Here is a 17,934-nt window from a genome sequence, read left to right on the forward strand (position 1 = left end):
TTCTCGAATCCCGGCAAGTTCGTTTCCGATCTTGCTTGAAGTGGCGCGCATTATAGCGACCTCTCCGTGCTTGGCAAGCTCTTTTTTCAAAAGATTTTCTTAAAAAAATCAACGACTTAGAGCTGCCTTCCCGCTGCTGCCTGAGCAGCGAGGAGGTGAACTATACGGACTTAAGGGGGGCTCGGCAAGCACTTTTGTGACAAACCTGTAAAAAAGTTTTCGCCAGGCAAAAGTGCTTAAAAATCCATCAACCCTCAAGGGTGAACAGATGATATTTTTTCTTGCCTAAGCGAACAATAAAGTAGCTATCGCTCATCGCTTTATCACGACAAAAAACAGATGCGGGCTCTGCATTGGCGCTCATGCCAACTGCCTCACCATTTACCAACACCGCATTGCGACCCAAAGCATCCTTAACCGGCTTGCCCGAAGGCGCCATACCCGCATCGACCAGTAAGTTGATCAGGCTCTGTTCACCGAAGTCTTTCGGAAGTACCGATGAAGGCAGGCCATCCAGGCGCAACTGCTCCAAGTCACCTGCAGACAAATCGGCAATGTCTCCAGAAAAGAGCGCTCGAGAGATGCGCTCAGCTGCTACCAGGCCTTCCTCACCGTGTACCAATCGAGTGACTTCACGGGCGAGGACTCCCTGGGCTTCAGGCCTACCAGCACGCTCGCGGTCTGCGGTCTCTATCGCCTCAATTTCATCCACACTGAGGAAAGTAAAGTAGCGCAGAAACTTATAAACGTCCGCATCAGCAGTATTTAGCCAGAACTGGTAAAAGGCATAAGGGCTTGTACGTTTCGGGTCCAGCCAAATAGTGCCGCTCTCAGTTTTACCAAACTTGGTGCCATCCGCCTTGGTCACCAGAGGCAATGTCAGACCGAATACCTTACCGCGATGCTGGCGGCGGGTCAGGTCGACACCACCGGTAATATTGCCCCACTGGTCGGAACCACCAATCTGCAAGGTGCAATCGTGCAGCTTATACAGCTCGGAAAAGTCCATCGATTGGAGCAACATGTAGGAAAACTCAGTAAAGGAAATACCTTCACCTTCACGCTGGATACGCTGCTTAACGGACTCTTTGTTAACCATATTGTTAACAGAGAAATGCTTGCCGACATCGCGCAGGAAATCGAGCACATTGAGGTCGCGAGTCCAGTCAAGGTTATTGGCGACAATGGCACTATTTTCCCCACAATCGAAATTGATAAATTGGGAAACCTGGCTTTTCAGCTTGTCTACCCAACCCGCAACAATATCGGGGGTATTCAAACTGCGCTCCTGAGCCTTAAAAGAAGGGTCACCAATCAGCCCCGTGGCACCGCCAACCAGTGCAATTGGTTTATGCCCTGCCGCCTGAAACCTCTTCAAGGTCAGCAACGGTACTAGACTGCCTATATGAAGGGAGTCTGCAGTGGGATCAAAACCGCAATACAGGGTTCGACTCTCCGACAAATGCTGCGTCAGTTCGCCGTCACCAGTCGCTTGATTAATTAATCCGCGACGGTCCAAGTCTTCAAGCAGTGTCATGTCGACCCCAGCCATGCTTTCCCCTCATATATAGGCTTGAAATTAGCGCCACCAAGCGGCGGCAAAATGCGCTGCAACATTACCGAAGTTTGCGGCAAATACAAGCGTGCAGCAGCCCAGTATCCGCACTAAAAACAAAATTCATGAGGAACCAAACCGTGCAAAGACGTGTCAATTATCTCGTGAACCAAGGCGGCTTTTTTGCTATAAAGCCCCTCCAATGCCTGTTTTTTAGACACTCAGTTTTTCAAGCGCAAATAACAACGACCGCCAGTACCATCCGCTAACGCCATGCAAAACCATCGTAAATCGAGTACAGGCCTCCGTATTGGCGGCTTACCCAAGCATTTTCCCCGCGTTCATGCGCTGACCGCTGGCATCGCAGCCTTTGTCCTTATGCTGGCCGTTCTGATTCCTTCACCGGAGATTTCCTCTAAGCGCACATCCCTACCCGTCAAACTTTCAGAGGTCCCAAGCGGCGACAGCTCTGAAGCCAAACCTGCACTCACTTATACGCCGGCGGAGACCCCACTGCTTAACGTCAGTGTTGAGGCGGTCAAGTCGTTAAGCCTTGAAGTTCGTAATGGGGATACGCTGTCAGACCTATTTCAACGTGCAAAGATCAGCGCCAAAGAGATGTACCAGCTTCTGGGTAGCGGCAAAGAGGCAAAACAGCTGGCACGTCTAACTCCGGGTGAAGAGCTGACCTTTCAAACAAATAATGATGGCCAGCTGCAGTCCCTGAAATTACAGCGGGACCGACTCAATCAAATTGAGTTTACTCGCACAAATGCAGATAAGTTTGAACACGCACTGATAACTCGCGAGCCCGACAGCCACCCGGCTTACCGACAGGCCCAGATCGATAGCTCCCTATTCCTGGCCGGTAGCGATGCTGGGCTGAGTGACAGCCTGATAATGGAGATGGCGGATGTATTCAGCTCCGATATCGACTTTGCCCTAGATATTCGCAAGGGCGACAATTTTAGTGTGATGTTCGAAGAGTTGTTCCTGGATGGGGAGAAAATTGGCAACGGTCCTATCCTTGCGGTCAGTTTTACCAACCAGGGAAGAACTTTTAGCGCTGTACGCTATGTGGATAACAGTGGTGATGCCAATTACTACACGCCTGAAGGCAAAAGTATGCGCAAGGCATTTATCCGCACACCGCTGGACATAGTCCGCATCAGCTCTCACTTCAACCCGAGCCGCCTGCACCCAGTATTCAAGTCACGCCGACCTCATAATGGCACCGACTATGCCGCTCCAAGAGGCACCCCCGTTTACTCTACTGGCGATGGTCGGGTTATCGCGTCCGGCTATAGCAAACCCAACGGCAACTACGTATTTATCCAGCACGGCGAACGGTATGTAACCCGTTATCTCCACCTGACCAAGCGCAAAGTCAAAAAGGGCCAGCGCGTTAAGCAGCGCCAGGTTATTGGCACTGTGGGGTCTACCGGTTATGCCACCGGCCCGCACTTGCACTACGAATTCCTGGTGGATGGCAGACATCGCAACCCCGCCACCATTGTGCGCAAATTGCCCAAGGCAAAGTCGGTACCGACTTCCGAGATGATCCGTTTTAAAAACCAGACCCAGCCACTTCTGGCGAAACTAGAGAACTTCCAGGGGCCGGCTCTGGCTCAACTGGATGAAGAAAGCCCCTAACAAGCGCCAACGAATATGCCCGATCTGTTTATCGGCCTGATGTCCGGCACCAGCGTTGACTCCATTGACGCGGTGCTGGTCGATTTTGGCGATGAAGAAAAAATTAACACCCGTATCCTGGCTGCGCTAGCCCACCCGATTCACAGCGGCCTGCGCGAAGCTATCCTCAGCCTCTGCGCCCCCGGCCCTTCAGAGTTGGATCGCGCCGGACAGTTAGACCGGCAACTGGGACAGGTTTTTGCCGAGGCCACCAATACCCTGCTAGCCCGAGCCGGTGTTGAGGGTCAGTCTGTTACCGCCATTGGCAGTCACGGCCAAACCGTACGCCATCGCCCCCCAGGCACAGTGACTTCTCCCTTCACTTTGCAACTCGGTGACCCCAACACCATCTCAGCACTGACGGGCATCTGCACCGTTGCGGATTTCCGTCGCCGGGATATCGCTCTCGGTGGTCAAGGAGCGCCTTTAATGCCGGCGTTTCACCAGGCCGCCTTCAAAACTGATGGAAGCCGTGCGGTGGTCAATATCGGGGGGATGGCCAATATCACTGAGCTGACGGCAGATGGCCAGGTTTACGGCTATGACACAGGTCCAGGTAATGCATTGCTCGACTACTGGGTGAACCTACACAAAAACCAGCCCTACGATAGAAATGGAGACTGGGCCGCGAGCGGTCGCGCCAATGCTGAACTTCTCAACCGCCTGCTTTCAGATCCCTATTTCTCCGCCGAACCACCCAAGAGCACTGGCCGTGAAACTTTTAACCCCAGCTGGCTCGAACAGGCCTGCGCCGGTTTGGAAGTGGCGCCGGTAGATGTGCAGGCGACCTTGTCTGAAGTGACCGCAGCCAGTATCGCCGATGCCGTGCATAATTTTGCCGAAGGCGGCGAGCTGCTCACTTGCGGGGGCGGGGCAAAAAATAAGGACTTGGTTGCGCGATTACAGCGCCGCTTGCCCACCTGGTCTATTACTGACACAGGCAGTTACGGTATTGACGCAGACTGGCTTGAAGCCGTTGGATTTGCTTGGTTGGCCCGCCAGACATTGAGAGGGCTGCCCGGTAATTGCCCGGGAGTGACTGGCGCGCAGAAAGAGGCGGTGCTAGGGGCTATTTACCCGCCCTGATCAATAGGGCGGGTTAGGATTTCTCAAATAGAGAAAGAGGATCCGCAGCCACAGGTAGCGGACGCATTGGGATTTTGTACTACGAAGCGCGACCCCGAAAGGCCTTCTTCGTAATCAACATTGGCGCCAACCAGGTAGGGGTAGCTCATCGCATCCACCAAGACCTGAATGCCATCCTTTTCTATGATGGCATCATCTTCGGCAACCAATTCATCAAAGGTAAAACCGTATTGGAAACCGGAACAGCCGCCTCCGGTCACGAACACCCTGAGTTTCAACTCCGGGTTGCCCTCCTCTTCCAACAGGCTTTTTACCTTGGCCACAGCCTTGTCTGTGACCACGAGTGGCGCGGGAGAAAAGGATACAGCTTCTGACATAAGTCTCTCTCAACTCATCGGGACATTCACCGCTCGTATAAAAGTTATAACGAGTGCAGCCCCGGGGGCGTCATCTTGCTTAAACCCAGCAATTCAGTCAAGTATTAACCGGCAGGTGGGCCGGTACTACAAAGTACCAGCGCCAGCCAATACTACCCGGACTTAAGAGGCTTCAATGACAGTTTCATCTTCGGAATAGCCGAGCATATGGGGCTCACCCGCGCTACTCAAGTCGGCACTGGATACCAGAGCACCGTTTACCTGGGCACCTTTCAGCATCTCGATCAGCTTATAGTGTACATTGCCTTCTACCATTGCCTTGGAAGCCAGTTCCAGGTGGCGCGCAGCAAACACATCCCCTTTCACATTGCCATTGATCACTACCTGAGGCACACGAATTTCACCCTCAATGATGCCGCCATCCACAATTTGCAGGCGCGCATCACTATCACTGTGAGCGGTAACATTGCCACGCACCTTACCTTCGATGACCAGGTTGCCACGGAAGTGGATATCACCGCTGATCTCAGTCTGACGAGCGATCAAAGTCGTGTGGTTACTACCGGTATTGGCCATAGTTATCTGTTTCTCTTTTTTTCTTAACATAATCCCCAAAACCTCGTGCCTTTGGCACCTATGCTAACTTTCCTGTACTAACCAACCGTAGCGCTGCTCAATATTAAAGCCCTTGCGCCCAGAAGATTTAAGTGACAACTCCACACCTTCGGGCACAAACCCCTCCGGCAAGCGCAGCTCTCCCTCGATATTCTGAAAATATTTAAAACGCAGCTGAATCGACTCACTATTCACCTGCTCCGACAGTTCCTTCAGAGGGTAACTCTTCGGTTCCCCATCCTGACGGCCCACTACGGTAAATGTGGCCGTGCCTTTTACAACATCCCGACGCGCTGCGGACTGTTTGATCTGTAACTTGTACTGGTAACTTTTTGGATCGCCGGTCTGCGAGAGGATAAAGCGTCCAATGGACACCCCCTCACCCCCATCTTCAGGGGCCATGACGCCGCGATAGAAAGAAATTTCCTGCTTTAGCTCTGCGATCTGGCTCTCTTTCTGCACCAGTTCCGCACGCACCGACTCACTCGCCTGCTCACCGATAGTCAGCGACTGCTCTGCAGTGGCAACCCTCATTCGCAGGGATTCATTCTCACTCTGAAGCGCGGTAACACGATCGAGTACTTGAGTATGCTCCAGTGTCTTGCGATCGAGGCTCTGGCGCAGCTGATACTGCCCGGCGAAATAGGACCCGGCCGAGGTCACTAATACCAAAAAAACGACCCCCACTACGGCAATGACACCAGAGAAGGGTTTATGAGGCACCACTTTCATGCGGTACTGCTTGCTGCCTTTAACTTTGAGCACCATGAAATCTGCTAAGTCTTATCCGGGATTTATCGATTGTCGGGAAACACCCGATTCTAAGGCAGCAGTGCCGGGCTATCCAGGCCCAACGTCTCAGTTAAGCCAAACATAATATTCATATTCTGGATTGCCTGGGCGGACGCGCCTTTGGCCAGGTTATCAATGGCCGATAATACCAGTACCGTATCCCGCTCCTGGGGTTGCAATACCGAGATGCGGCACATATTGGTCCCTCTAACCGTACGAGTCTGAGGGTGGCTGCCCGCCGGCATCACATCTACAAAAGGCTCATTTTTATAGCGGTTTTCAAAGATCTGTTGAAGCTCATCGGCATCAACCTTCCCCACTGACCGGGCAAATAAAGTAGCGTGGATACCGCGAATCATGGGAAGTAAATGCGGTACAAAAGTCACCTGCGCGGGAGAGGATTCAGTGGCCTGCACTCGACGAAGCCCCTGTTCAATCTCGGGTAAATGACGGTGCCCGGCGGCAGAATATGCGCGGAAGTTGTCGCTATTCTCAGCCATAATCAAGTCGGTCTTACCCTGTCGCCCCGCACCACTGATACCACTGGCCGCACTGGCGATCAGCTCACCAGGTTCTACCAGGCCCTTTTCCAAAAGCGGTATCCATCCCAATTGAATCGCGGTGGGATAACAGCCCGGGCAGGCTATCAACTGCGCATTGGCAATCTGTTCCCGATTAACTTCTGGCAAACCATAAACAGCGCTTTGAGCTAATTCCGGAGCGGCGTGGGCCTGACCGTACCACTGCTCCCAGGTAGGTATATCTTTCAAACGGAAATCGGCGGACAAATCGATCACTCGAACTCCGCGTTCAATAAGTGCCGGTACCTGGGCCTGGGCAACGCCATGAGGTGTAGCGAAGAATACAACGTCACAATCCGCCAGCTGTTCGAGATCGGGGCTACAGAAAGACAGCTGCGAGTGCCCTCTCAGGCTAGGGAAAAGCTCGGCAACCGGGGTACCATTCAACGAACGGGAGGTGATTGCGGTAACTTCCGCTTGTGGATGTGTTGAGAGAAGCCGAAGTAATTCCACCCCTGTATAGCCGGTGCCCCCGACAATCGCTACTTTTATCACCTTGCTAAAATCTCCGGTATATCCGCCAACTGAGACGATAATCGTAAAACCAGACAGGCACTCTACCACAAGCCCCAGCATTTTAAGGATGTGCGGTGTCACAGCCCCCAAGGAACTCGCTAAAAAAGTCGTTTTCGCGTTATTTAGTTAGGCCTGGCAGCCTCGAAAATATACGCTTACAGCTTTCCTCCAAAGACGCGCTGGCGCCTTTACTGGGGATGGCCCTGATCACCGGCATCCTGGCCGGAGGGGTAACTGTACTTTTTCGGCTGGCGATGGAGTGGCCGACCACGCTGTTTTTATCAATCCCACAAAATTACGAATCCCTTCCCCCTTTCTGGCGCTTCGCATTGCCAGTCATCGGCTCTCTGGTAGTGGGATGTATCTATTTATTTCTAAATCCCAGACGCCGCCAGGTGGGAGTGGTCCATGTCCTGGACCGGCTCTACAATCACCAGGGGCAAATGCCAATGCAAAATGCCCTGCTACAGTTTTTTGCCGGCGCAATAATTTTAATTAGCGGCCACTCGGTGGGGCGGGAAGGCCCAGCTGTACACTTGGGAGCAGCCAGTGGCAGCTGGTTAGCTAGGGCGCTGAAGCTCCCCAATAATTCTGGTCGCAACCTACTGGGGTGTGGTGTAGCCGCAGCAATTGCGGCCTCCTTTAATACCCCGCTGGCGGGCGTGGTATTCGCGATGGAAGTCGTGATGCTGGAATATACTGTGGCAGGTTTTTTACCGATAATTCTCGCGGCTGTTGCCGGTAGCGCCATCACCCAGCTGACTTTCGGTAGCCAACCGGACTTTAATGTACCCGCGATTCAACTCAATTCCCTTGCCGAGCTGCCGCTACTTTTCGTTTGCGCACTGGTTATTGGAGTTCTCGCCGGATTATTTATCCGCTCCCAGCGAATTTTGATTCCCCAGCAGCGTTACTCCCCACTTCTTCGGTTTCTCTTGGTTGGCCTTGTTACTGGCACCTTGGGTATCTGGGTACCGGAAATTCTGGGCGGTGGGTATGACACTTTGCAGATGGCAATGCTGGGGCAGTTGGGGGTAGCGACACTCATTGCTATTGTCGCCGCGAAATTAGTCGCAACCGCTTTGGGGGCAGGGCTCGGAATTCCCGGTGGGGTAATAGGCCCCAGCCTGATTATCGGTGCCTGTATCGGTGGTATTGCCGGTGGCCTGGCTAACTTGTGGCTGGGTGAGCACACCGCGAGCCCCGGCTTTTATGCCATGGTGGGTATGGCGGCAATGATGGCTGCCATGCTCAATGCGCCTCTAGCTGCGCTACTCGCTATCTTGGAACTTACCTATAACCCACATATTTTATTCCCTGGAATGATGATGATCGTGGTGGCCACATTAGTAAGCCGCCAACTCTTTTCCACTATCGGTCTCTATCACGAAACGCTGCGAGCCCTGAATAAAGCGGGAATGCCGAGTTGGCGACAGCAAATGCTGAGCAGTGTCGGAGTTGCCAGCGAAATGAATCAGAGCTTTGTTGTGACTCCTAGGGAAATTACCCGCGCTGCGGCAACAGAATTAATTAATCAACATCCCGAGTGGATTCTTATCGACTTACCCAAGGAGCCGGCACCGCAACTACTGCGTGCAGCAGACTTGGCAACTTTTCTTCGCGGTGGTGCGAAAGAGGCAGCCGAGAGCGAAAAACAGGCTTCCTCCGCATCAGATAAATTACTAGACCCGGGAGAAATGATCGATTTATTGAGACTACCCGGCGAACGCAAACAGCTGGCGTCCCTAAGCTGGCGAGCGACAATGCTGGAGGCCTCGCAAAAGCTGGAGAGAAGTGGCGCGGATGGCCTATATGTCTGCCGTCATAAAAGCGGTTCGCTGGACAATCGCACGGCGGGCATTATTCTGCCGCTACAAATTAACAACTTTTACCGGAAGTAATTTTTCTTCCCGTTTCTTTTAAGGGGACTTTCAATGCTGTGGATCAAGGCTTTTCACATTATTGCGATGGTGTGCTGGTTTGCCGCACTTTTTTATCTGCCACGACTGTTTGTCTACCATGTCGATGCCACTGATGCCGTTAGTCGCGACCGCTTCTGTATTATGGAACGCCGCCTTTATCGCGGTATTGCCATTCCTTCCATGCTGGCCACCGTTGCCTTGGGCATTTGGCTCTACAGTTTGAACCCGGCCTACTACACCTCCGCCGGCTGGATGCACGCAAAACTGACTTTTGTTGTTCTCCTCCTGGGCTATCACCATATCTGTGGCGCCTATGTTCGCAAGTTTGCCCGGGGAACCGTTACCCGCAGCCGCCGCTACTTCCTAATATTTAATGAGTTCCCAGCAGTTGCACTTGTCGCCATCGTCATTTTGGTTGTCGTAAAGCCATTTTAATTTGGCGCGTATTCATTCCTTGTCAAAGGCGCTCAGCAACTAGAATTAGGCGCACAGCTAATGGCCGTCATGTAGAGCACTTATGGATACACCTCAGCCCGTTATTCTGACCGTTACTCACCACGATCCCAGCGGCAGCGCCGGAATTGCCGCAGATACTGAGACAGCGGTCAGTCTCGGCTGCCATGCGGCCTCGGCAGTTACCGCCATCAGCGTGTGTAATACCGGTGAATTGCTGGGTGTCGCCCCAGTCGACGACAGCCTGCTAATTGAACAAACCCGGGCCGTTTTGGAAGACATGCCGATCGCCGCGATCAAGGTCGGCTACCTGGGCTCCGTGGAGAATGTGCGCGCGCTTCACAGCGTACTCCACGACTACCCGGATATTCCCGTCGTTATAGATCCCGATGCCACACTGGCCGACAAAGAGAGCGTACTCGCCCCACCTCTGTGGGAGGCTATGGTGTCGCTGTTGTTGCCCAAGGCGACCATGGTGTGCCCCAACCGCAGGGAAGCTCGCGCCATGGCTGTGGAGGCCGATGTCCTCGATGCCATGGCCCAGGAAATCCTCGAATCCGGCTGTCGCTACCTGTTGCTGACTGGCGTGCCCCACGAGCAACAATTACAGAACCGGCTCTACGATGAGCGCGGCCTCATGCGGGAGTTCAAGTGGGAGCGCTTGCAGCCAGCGGCCTATGGCGTCTGTGGCACCCTAGCTACTGCCATTGCCTGCCATATCGCCCACGGGCTGACCATTATCGAAGCGGTTACCCGCAGTCAGCAGTACGCCTGGAGTGCGATCAAAGACAGCCGGCGCCTGGGAATGGGAAGGCCGATCCCCAACCGGCTGTTCTGGTGCGAACGCTAAACCTGGAGCTGCTGACTCAAATTTCTCCCCCGCCCCGATCAGTCTCACCGTTCCCATGACGGTGAGATCTTCTGTCTACACAGTCTGTGACCGGTCGTCGCCAATCTACACATTGTCCTCAGGCGCCACCCCCGCGATAATGCTCCCCAGGCCCTTTATGCAGAACCTGAATTAAGTTTATGAGTAAATCCGAGCAGCTCTTCGCAGAAGCACAGCAGTATATTCCCGGCGGCGTTAACTCTCCGGTACGGGCTTTTCGCGCAGTCGGCGGTACCCCGGTGTTTATCCGCCGTGCCGAAGGCGCCTACCTCTACGATGCAGACGAGAAACGCTACATCGACTACGTACAGTCCTGGGGCCCCATGGTGCTGGGCCACGCACACCCGGAAGTCATTGAAGCCGTGGTGGAACAGGCCCAATCGGGACTGAGCTTCGGTGCGCCAACCGAACTGGAAACCGAACTGGCCGAAGAACTCTGCCGCCTGTGGCCGAATATGGACCTGGTGCGCTTCGTCAATTCCGGTACCGAAGCCACCATGAGCGCGATTCGCCTGGCCCGTGGATTTACCGGGCGCGACAAGATTGTGAAGTTCGAGGGCTGCTACCACGGCCACTCCGACTCCCTGTTGGTTAAGGCCGGCTCCGGGGCCCTGACCATGGGTGTACCCTCCTCTCCCGGCGTTCCCGCCGCCCTGGCAGATCACACCATCACCTTGAGCTACAACGATGCTGATAGTGTGCGCAGCTGCTTCGATGAGCTGGGCGATCAAATCGCCTGTATTATCGTCGAGCCTGTTGCCGGCAATATGAACTGCATTCCGCCGGTACCCGGCTTCCTGGAAACCCTGCGCGAAGTTTGCGACCAGCACGGTGCCCTGTTGATTCTCGATGAGGTGATGACCGGCTTCCGGGTGAGCTTGACCGGGGCCCAGGGCTTCTACGGTATCGAAGCGGATATCACCACCCTCGGCAAAGTCATCGGCGGCGGTATGCCCGTTGGCGCCTTTGGCGGTAAACGCGAGATCATGGAACAAATTGCACCCCTGGGTCCGGTTTACCAGGCGGGCACCCTGTCCGGTAACCCTGTAGCTATGGTCGCGGGCTTGGAAACCCTGCGTTTGGTGGAAGAACCCGCCTTCTACGAGCCTTTAATTGCCAAAACCGACCGTTTGGTAGAGGGCATCCTGGCGGCTGGTAAAGCCGCAGGTATCCCAATTACCGCCAATAAGGCCGGCACCATGTTCGGCTTCTTCTTCACCGAAGAACCTAAAGTAACTAACTATCAACAGGTAATGGCCTGCGATAACGAGCGCTTTAACCGTTTCTTCCACGGCATGCTGGAAGAAGGTGTCTACCTGGCACCGGCCTCCTATGAGGCAGGGTTTATGTCCGCAGCTCATACTGATGAGGATATTGAGGCCACAATCACTGCCGCTGAACGCGTCTTCGCCCGCCTCGGCTAATTGCCCGCCTCTCTCCAGCACCCGCAGCCTGCGGGTGCTGCTTCTATACCCGTTTTACTTTACCCCCCTCCAATAAAGCCCCAGTCGCTTCACCGCAAAGTTATTGCGCTCAAAAAAGCTAACAGCTAAAAATGTATACAAAATATAAAAGGTATACATTTTGAAAAGCTCACCGTTTTCAGATACCAGCTTGTCCGCCATCAGCGCAGGCTTTGTCGCCGTGCTGGTGGGAGTAGCCAGTTCCGCCGCCATAGTCTTTGAAGCCGCGCGTGCAGCTGGCGCAAGTGAAGCGATGATCGTCTCCTGGATTGGCGCCCTGGGCCTGGGGATGGGCGTTACCTGTGTTGCCTTCTCTTGGTATTACCGCGCCCCGGTAATCACTGCCTGGTCGACTCCAGGTGCTGCACTTTTGGCCACCAGTTTAAGTGGCATCCCCATTGCAGAGGCGATTGGTGCTTTTGCGTTTAGCGCCCTGTTAACACTCCTCGTGGGCTTGTCCGGAGCCTTTGAGCGAGTAGCGCGAATGGTGCCGGCACCGATTGCCAGCGCTATGCTCGCAGGCATACTTCTGCAATTTGGTCTTTCAGTATTTACTTCTCTGCAGGCACAACCGCTATTGGTCGGCATCATGTTACTGACCTATCTAGTCGGGCGCCGTTGGGCGCCTCGCTATGCCATTATTTTGGTACTAGCGGCTGGAGTGGCGACTTGCTGGAAGTTGCAACTCATTGCATCGGCCCAGATTGGCTGGCAAGCGGCACACCCTGTTTGGGTTACGCCAGAATTCCGTCTCTCCACTTTAATTGGCATTGGCCTTCCTCTTTTTATCGTCACTATGACCTCTCAGAACCTGCCCGGAGCGGCAACCCTGGCCGCCAGTGGCTACAGTAGAGTGCCTATATCTCCTGTTATTAGTGGCACCGGCCTCACCTCTTTATTGCTGACACCGTTTGGTGGCTTTGCATTTAATCTGGCGGCTATTACCGCTGCTATTTGCACCGGCCCGGAAGCCCATCCCAACCCCGACAAACGCTACACCGCCGGCATTGCCGCCGGTATTTTTTATCTGCTGGTGGGCCTCTGCGGCGCTAGCGTTGTGGCATTATTCAGCGCCTTTCCCCAGGCACTGATTGCCGGCCTCGCCGGCTTGGCACTGATTGGTGTCATTGGTAGCAGCCTGGCTGGCGCAACAGCCGAAGCCGACAGTCGCGAAGCCGGAATTATTACTTTTCTGATCAGTGCTTCCGGTATCAGCCTCTTTGGCATTAGCTCTGCCTTTTGGGGGCTGCTGGGAGGGCTGGTGTGTTACTGGTTTTTCAAGCGCAGGAATTAATAAACATCGATGGGCCTCTACGAAAAAATTAAGTCGGACTTGCAGCATGGGCGCTTCGCCGCCGGCCAGGTGCTAAAGCAAGCCGAACTGGCAGAGCTTTACGCCGTGAGCCGTATTCCGGTTAGGGACGCTCTACAAAGATTGAAAAATGAGGGCTGGTTAACCGGACACGGGAAACGCGGCGTCGCAGTGCCGCAGCTTGACCCTATTGAAGTGGAAGACCTCTACCTGATGCGCATGCGCCTGGAACCGCTGCTGCAATCCCTGGCACTGGAAAGCCTTAATGGAGAGATCCTGGGGCGGGCCAGAGATATTCTGGAATCCATGCAAGCCAAACCTGAACTCTCCGCCGAGCAGATCGGAAAAATGAATTGGGAGTTCCATGCCTGTATTTACCGGGCAGCTGCAAGACCCACGCTATTTAGCACCGTCGAGCAACTGCACCGGCAATGTGAGCGCTACATCGGTTACCAATCCCACGGTCTGAATTACCAGGACACCAGTCAGGACGAGCACTTTGCAATTCTCAAAGCACTCCAAGAGGGAAATGGAGACCAAGCCGCCGCACTGCTGGCAAAACATATAGAAGCCGCCGGCAAACTATTGGTAAGGCACTTACATCAGCCCCATTTTTAAACCGCTTTCCCTCAGCAATCGAAAATCACCCACTGCGGCAATTTGATATGATGGCTGCCAATTGCGGCTGCGGGGTTTCTGCGGCCCTATGGATAGCCGGAGTAATTTCCCGATGAGCCAAAGTTTCGGCCGTGGTGCCTACCCCAACACTCGCCTGCGTCGCCTGCGTGCAAAGGATTTTTCCCGTCGACTGGTGCGGGAAACCCAGTTGAGCAGTGACGACTTGATCCTGCCACTATTTGTTATTGAGGGGCGTAATGAAACCCAAAAAGTAGCCTCAATGCCGGGTGTTGAACGCCTGAGCGTGGACCTGTTGGCCAAGAAAGCGAAGACAGTTCGAGAGTTGGGAATCCCCGCCATAGCCCTGTTTCCGGTAGTCGACCCGTCGGCAAAGTCCGACTGCGCCAGTGCCGCCCACGACGCCGATGGCTTGGCACAAAGGGCTGTTCGCGAGCTGAAAAATGCGGTACCGGAATTGGGAGTTATCACCGACGTAGCTCTGGACCCCTTTACCAACCACGGCCAGGACGGGCTGATGGACCACAGCGGTTATATCGTCAACGACGAAACCGTTGAGGTATTGGTACAGCAGGCCCTGTCACACGCTGCGGCCGGTGCCGATATGGTAGCCCCCTCGGATATGATGGATGGCCGTATCGGAGCTATTCGCGATGCTCTCGAAGGCGCGGGCCACAGCAATACCCTGATTATGTCCTACGCCGCTAAATATGCCTCCGCTTACTACGGTCCTTTCCGCGATGCAGTGGGCTCTGCCGGGAACTTGAAAGGTGGCAATAAAGCGAGCTACCAAATGGACCCCGCCAATACCGATGAGGCATTGCACGAGTGCGCCCTGGATCTGCAAGAGGGCGCGGATATGGTGATGGTGAAACCCGGTATGCCCTACCTCGATATAGTGCGCCGGGTAAAGGAAGAATTACGGGTTCCCACTTTCGCCTATCAGGTGAGCGGGGAGTATGCGATGCACTGCGCCGCCTTTGAAAATGGCTGGTTGAAGCGAGAGGCGGTTATTCTGGAGTCCTTATTGGCCTTTAAGCGCGCCGGTGCCGACGGCATCCTCACCTATTTCGCCGAAGAAGCCGCACAGTTGCTGCAAGACTGATAGCCGGTGAAAAAGCGCGCGATTCAATCGCGCGCTACCTTCCCTAGGGCCACTGATCTTCCAGGTCAGGCCCCACCGGCTGGGCTTCCTCTACCGGTACGCTGTGAGCCCTCCCACCAAAAGTATTATCTCTTGGCAGCTCCAGGGGCTCCTCTTCATAATCGGAGCCATACTCGGGATCTACACCAAACTCTTCCGCATCGTCACCTCGAAGTTGTTCCTGCAATAGTTGGCGGCGCTGATCGCGCATCTGCTGCTCACTGGTATCCACCCCCCAACCGGGACTCATCTCCTCTCTGGGAGCCGCTTCGTCGCGACCATTGCCAAATAGATTGCGGAACCAGCGCCAGCGGTTCTGCCCCCGACATTCCGGCGCCGGTTGCAGCTGGCTCTCGTAGGAGAAAGGAATCTCATAACCACCGCGACAGTAATCCGGGTCCATAAACTGCCCCCGGGAGTTCACTGACTTAAGCTCCACTCCTCGGGGCATCTCTGCCGGTCCGTGTTGATGGGGCAGCTTGCGCATAATCTCCGTCCAGATCGGCAGTGCGCCTGTGGAGCCAGTTAGGCGCGTGCGCTCATTATCGTCGCGCCCGAGCCAGACTACGGCGGTTACTTCCGGGGAGAAGCCCGCAAACCAACTATCGCGGTTATTGTTAGTGGTTCCGGTTTTCCCGGCAAAGGCGATGCTACTTGGCAAGCGCTTGGCGGAGCGGCGTCCGGTACCCTCACGCATGGCCTGCTCCAGCCCCCAGCGCAACAGGTAAGCTGGAACGGGGTCGACACCGCGATTAGCCTTGCGGCGGAAGTGCTGTACACGGCCGCCCTGGGCATCGGAAACCGCCAGCAGTGTGCGCGGCTGTACCGTCTCACCATTGTTCGCGATGGTCTGGTACATACCGGCAACTTCGAACGGGGTCATCTCCACAGCACCAAGCAACATCGCCGGCACTCGGGGGAGCCTGGATTCAACACCCAGGCGGCGAATCGTCTGGCGCACATTCTGCAGGCCGAGATCCAATCCCAAATGGGCCGTCGCCAGGTTATAGGACTTGGCCAGAGCGATATAAAGCGGTATCTGTCCGTGAGCGCGCTTATCGAAGTTCTGCGGCATCCATACATCGCCATCCGCCTCTTCAATTCTCACCGGGGCATCATCGATCAGGGTGGCCAGGTTGTACTCTTCCGGTCGCTCTAGAGCAGTGAGAAACACAGCCGGCTTAATCAGGGAGCCCACCTGGCGGCGGGCTTCCAGCGCCCGGTTGAAGCCTGGGTAGTCCGGGTTCCGATCTCCCACCATGGCGAGCACATTGCCGTTGCGATTATCCAACAATACTGTCGCGGCCTGGAGTGAATTGGCTTTGATCCCTCGGTCTTTCTCCAGCTGGCTAACGCCCTGACTGATGGACTCCTCCGCCAACTTCTGCACCGAAGGGGCCAAGGTGGTGTAAACCCGTAAACCCGAAGTGCGCAATTCCTCGTAGGAGTAGTAGGGACGCAATTCAATCAACAGCCGCTCAGTAAAGGCCGGGTAAGGATTCTGCGCACCGACACCACCCTTGACCACCCCCAGAGGCTTGGCGGAATACTTCTGGAATTCCTCCTGGGTAATCAGCCCCTGCTCCAGCATCAATTCCAGCACGGTATTGCGCCTTTGCAGTGCTCTCTCTGGATTGCGCCAGGGGTTGTAGTAAGACGCACCTTTCGCCAGCCCCACCAACAGCGCTACCTGATGGGGTTCCAAGGTGTCCAGGGGCTGCTGGAAATAGAATTCAGAGGCCAACCCAAAGCCATAAATACCTCTGGCACCCTGCTGACCCAACCACACTTCGTTGATGTATTCCTGCAGGATATAGCGCTTGTCGTAGTGCACCTCCATCAGGATGGCCATCAGGGCCTCGTTGAATTTACGTCTCAGGCTGGGCTTATGGTCAAAAAAGATATTTTTGACCAACTGCTGGGTAATTGTGGAGCCACCCTGTACCAATCGTCCGGCTTTTGCGTTGGCCACCATGGCCCGGGCAATACCGCGAGGGGAAACACCAAAGTGATTGAGGAAGTCCTGATCCTCAACAGCAATCAGGGTATTGGCTACCAAGGGAGGAATATCATCGAAACGCACTGGATTGCGGTCATCGCCTCCCCCTAGTAGAGAGCCGATATTAGCCGCGTCCAGGCGGAATTCTGCCAGGCTTCGGCCATTGTCATCACGCAGGCCGCTAATTTGATCATTGCGCAGACGGAAGGAGACCACTGCAGCAGGCTGGCGGCCATTGGCATGGATAAAGTCCCGGCGCCAGACCTTGTAATTCATTCCGTCCTGAACCCAGGAACCAGGCTCACTCAGAGTGCCCTGCTTGCGGTAATTCAAGGCAGCAAATTCGGACTCCAACTCATCCGGATGCATTGCCATACCCTCGCGCAGCACCAGCGGACGAGCGTAGACTCGGGCGGGGAGTTGGTATTGACGGCTATCCAGTCGCTCGCGCAGCTGCACATCCAGGTAAGCCATATACGCTGCCAGCGCCAGGGAGCCCACCAGGGCTAAAAGCACTAGCAGCTTGAGCCAGCGATATCGTCGTTTGGGCTTTGACGCTCTGACGCGCCGGCGTTTCGTTGATGCCATATGAGGATTCAGTCCCGCTGCCAACTCAGTACATCAAGCGACTCATGAGACCTAACCAGCCCCAATCGAAGAGTCGAAGGCAGGGTACCAGCAGGTGGCAGCTCCGCTGGTATCTTGCTGCCAGTGCCTTTCAGCACTGGCGGGCCCACTCAATTAGCGGGCTAAAATCCAGGCTTGGCAGTATCTATCACCTGGCGGTTTACGTGAAGGTGCTATTTACACCTGTGCGAGGATTGACCGCAGCAACCGCCTATAAGTTCACCAAGATGTAACAAGCGCCTATGTGAGGGTTTGCTGTCGCCAGCCCTCCCCAA

The 17,934-nt window shown here is 54.8% G+C and carries 15 protein-coding genes; 9 read left to right on the top strand and 6 right to left on the bottom strand.

Annotated features, from left to right (window positions below; translation table 11 throughout):
• Positions 1-247: 247 nt before the first annotated feature.
• A complete protein-coding gene (gene tyrS / locus P0078_RS11160; RefSeq protein WP_282934414.1) occupies positions 248-1,552 on the bottom strand; it encodes a tyrosine--tRNA ligase in 1,305 nt (434 codons plus the stop codon).
• A 276-nt stretch (positions 1,553-1,828) separates the two neighbouring features.
• On the opposite strand from tyrS, the gene P0078_RS11165 reads away from it, so the two are divergent.
• The gene (locus P0078_RS11165) at positions 1,829-3,208 is read left to right on the top strand and encodes an OapA family protein (protein ID WP_282934415.1); all 1,380 of its coding nucleotides are present in this window, start codon (positions 1,829-1,831) and stop codon (positions 3,206-3,208) included.
• A 15-nt stretch (positions 3,209-3,223) separates the two neighbouring features.
• Complete coding sequence (locus P0078_RS11170) at positions 3,224-4,333, top strand: anhydro-N-acetylmuramic acid kinase (RefSeq protein ID WP_282934416.1); 1,110 nt, start codon at positions 3,224-3,226, stop codon at positions 4,331-4,333.
• A gap of 23 nt (positions 4,334-4,356) precedes the next feature.
• On the opposite strand, the gene erpA is transcribed toward P0078_RS11170, so the two are convergent.
• From erpA to argC, 4 genes are all read right to left on the bottom strand, one after another.
• Positions 4,357-4,710, bottom strand: a complete 354-nt coding sequence (gene erpA / locus P0078_RS11175; protein WP_108731633.1) for an iron-sulfur cluster insertion protein ErpA — start codon at positions 4,708-4,710, stop codon at positions 4,357-4,359.
• Positions 4,711-4,872: 162 nt separating this feature from the next.
• Positions 4,873-5,316 (bottom strand): bactofilin family protein, encoded by a 444-nt coding sequence (locus P0078_RS11180; protein ID WP_282934417.1) that lies wholly within the window; start codon positions 5,314-5,316, stop codon positions 4,873-4,875.
• A 33-nt stretch (positions 5,317-5,349) separates the two neighbouring features.
• The gene (locus P0078_RS11185) at positions 5,350-6,093 is read right to left on the bottom strand and encodes a DUF6776 family protein (RefSeq protein WP_282934418.1); all 744 of its coding nucleotides are present in this window, start codon (positions 6,091-6,093) and stop codon (positions 5,350-5,352) included.
• A gap of 53 nt (positions 6,094-6,146) precedes the next feature.
• A complete protein-coding gene (argC, locus tag P0078_RS11190; protein WP_282934591.1) occupies positions 6,147-7,193 on the bottom strand; it encodes an N-acetyl-gamma-glutamyl-phosphate reductase in 1,047 nt (348 codons plus the stop codon).
• Between the two features lie 218 nt (positions 7,194-7,411).
• Here argC and P0078_RS11195 point away from each other — a divergent pair, with 218 nt between their 5' ends.
• The 7 genes from P0078_RS11195 to hemB all read left to right on the top strand — a co-directional run bounded on the left by P0078_RS11195 (position 7,412) and on the right by hemB (position 14,994).
• Positions 7,412-9,115, top strand: coding sequence for a chloride channel protein (locus P0078_RS11195; RefSeq protein WP_282934419.1), 1,704 nt, complete (start codon positions 7,412-7,414; stop codon positions 9,113-9,115).
• A gap of 33 nt (positions 9,116-9,148) precedes the next feature.
• Positions 9,149-9,571 carry a protoporphyrinogen oxidase HemJ gene (hemJ, locus tag P0078_RS11200; RefSeq protein ID WP_282934420.1) on the top strand — a complete coding sequence of 141 codons (423 nt, stop codon included), beginning with the start codon at positions 9,149-9,151 and terminating at the stop codon, positions 9,569-9,571.
• Between the two features lie 82 nt (positions 9,572-9,653).
• Positions 9,654-10,439 (top strand): bifunctional hydroxymethylpyrimidine kinase/phosphomethylpyrimidine kinase, encoded by a 786-nt coding sequence (gene thiD / locus P0078_RS11205; RefSeq protein ID WP_282934421.1) that lies wholly within the window; start codon positions 9,654-9,656, stop codon positions 10,437-10,439.
• Positions 10,440-10,618: 179 nt separating this feature from the next.
• Positions 10,619-11,902, top strand: coding sequence for a glutamate-1-semialdehyde 2,1-aminomutase (gene hemL, locus P0078_RS11210; protein WP_282934422.1), 1,284 nt, complete (start codon positions 10,619-10,621; stop codon positions 11,900-11,902).
• A gap of 160 nt (positions 11,903-12,062) precedes the next feature.
• Positions 12,063-13,235: a benzoate/H(+) symporter BenE family transporter gene (locus P0078_RS11215; protein ID WP_282934423.1), complete on the top strand. Its 1,173-nt coding sequence runs from the start codon at positions 12,063-12,065 to the stop codon at positions 13,233-13,235.
• A 9-nt stretch (positions 13,236-13,244) separates the two neighbouring features.
• Complete coding sequence (locus P0078_RS11220) at positions 13,245-13,871, top strand: GntR family transcriptional regulator (protein ID WP_282934424.1); 627 nt, start codon at positions 13,245-13,247, stop codon at positions 13,869-13,871.
• Between the two features lie 112 nt (positions 13,872-13,983).
• A complete protein-coding gene (gene hemB, locus P0078_RS11225) occupies positions 13,984-14,994 on the top strand; it encodes a porphobilinogen synthase (RefSeq protein WP_282934425.1) in 1,011 nt (336 codons plus the stop codon).
• A 43-nt stretch (positions 14,995-15,037) separates the two neighbouring features.
• Here the strand turns inward: hemB and mrcB are convergent, their stop codons facing one another.
• Positions 15,038-17,620, bottom strand: a complete 2,583-nt coding sequence (mrcB, locus tag P0078_RS11230) for a penicillin-binding protein 1B (RefSeq protein ID WP_282934426.1) — start codon at positions 17,618-17,620, stop codon at positions 15,038-15,040.
• Positions 17,621-17,934 lie beyond the last annotated feature (314 nt).

This window comes from Microbulbifer sp. VAAF005, from assembly GCF_030012985.1.
Classification (GTDB): Bacteria; Pseudomonadota; Gammaproteobacteria; order Pseudomonadales; family Cellvibrionaceae; genus Microbulbifer.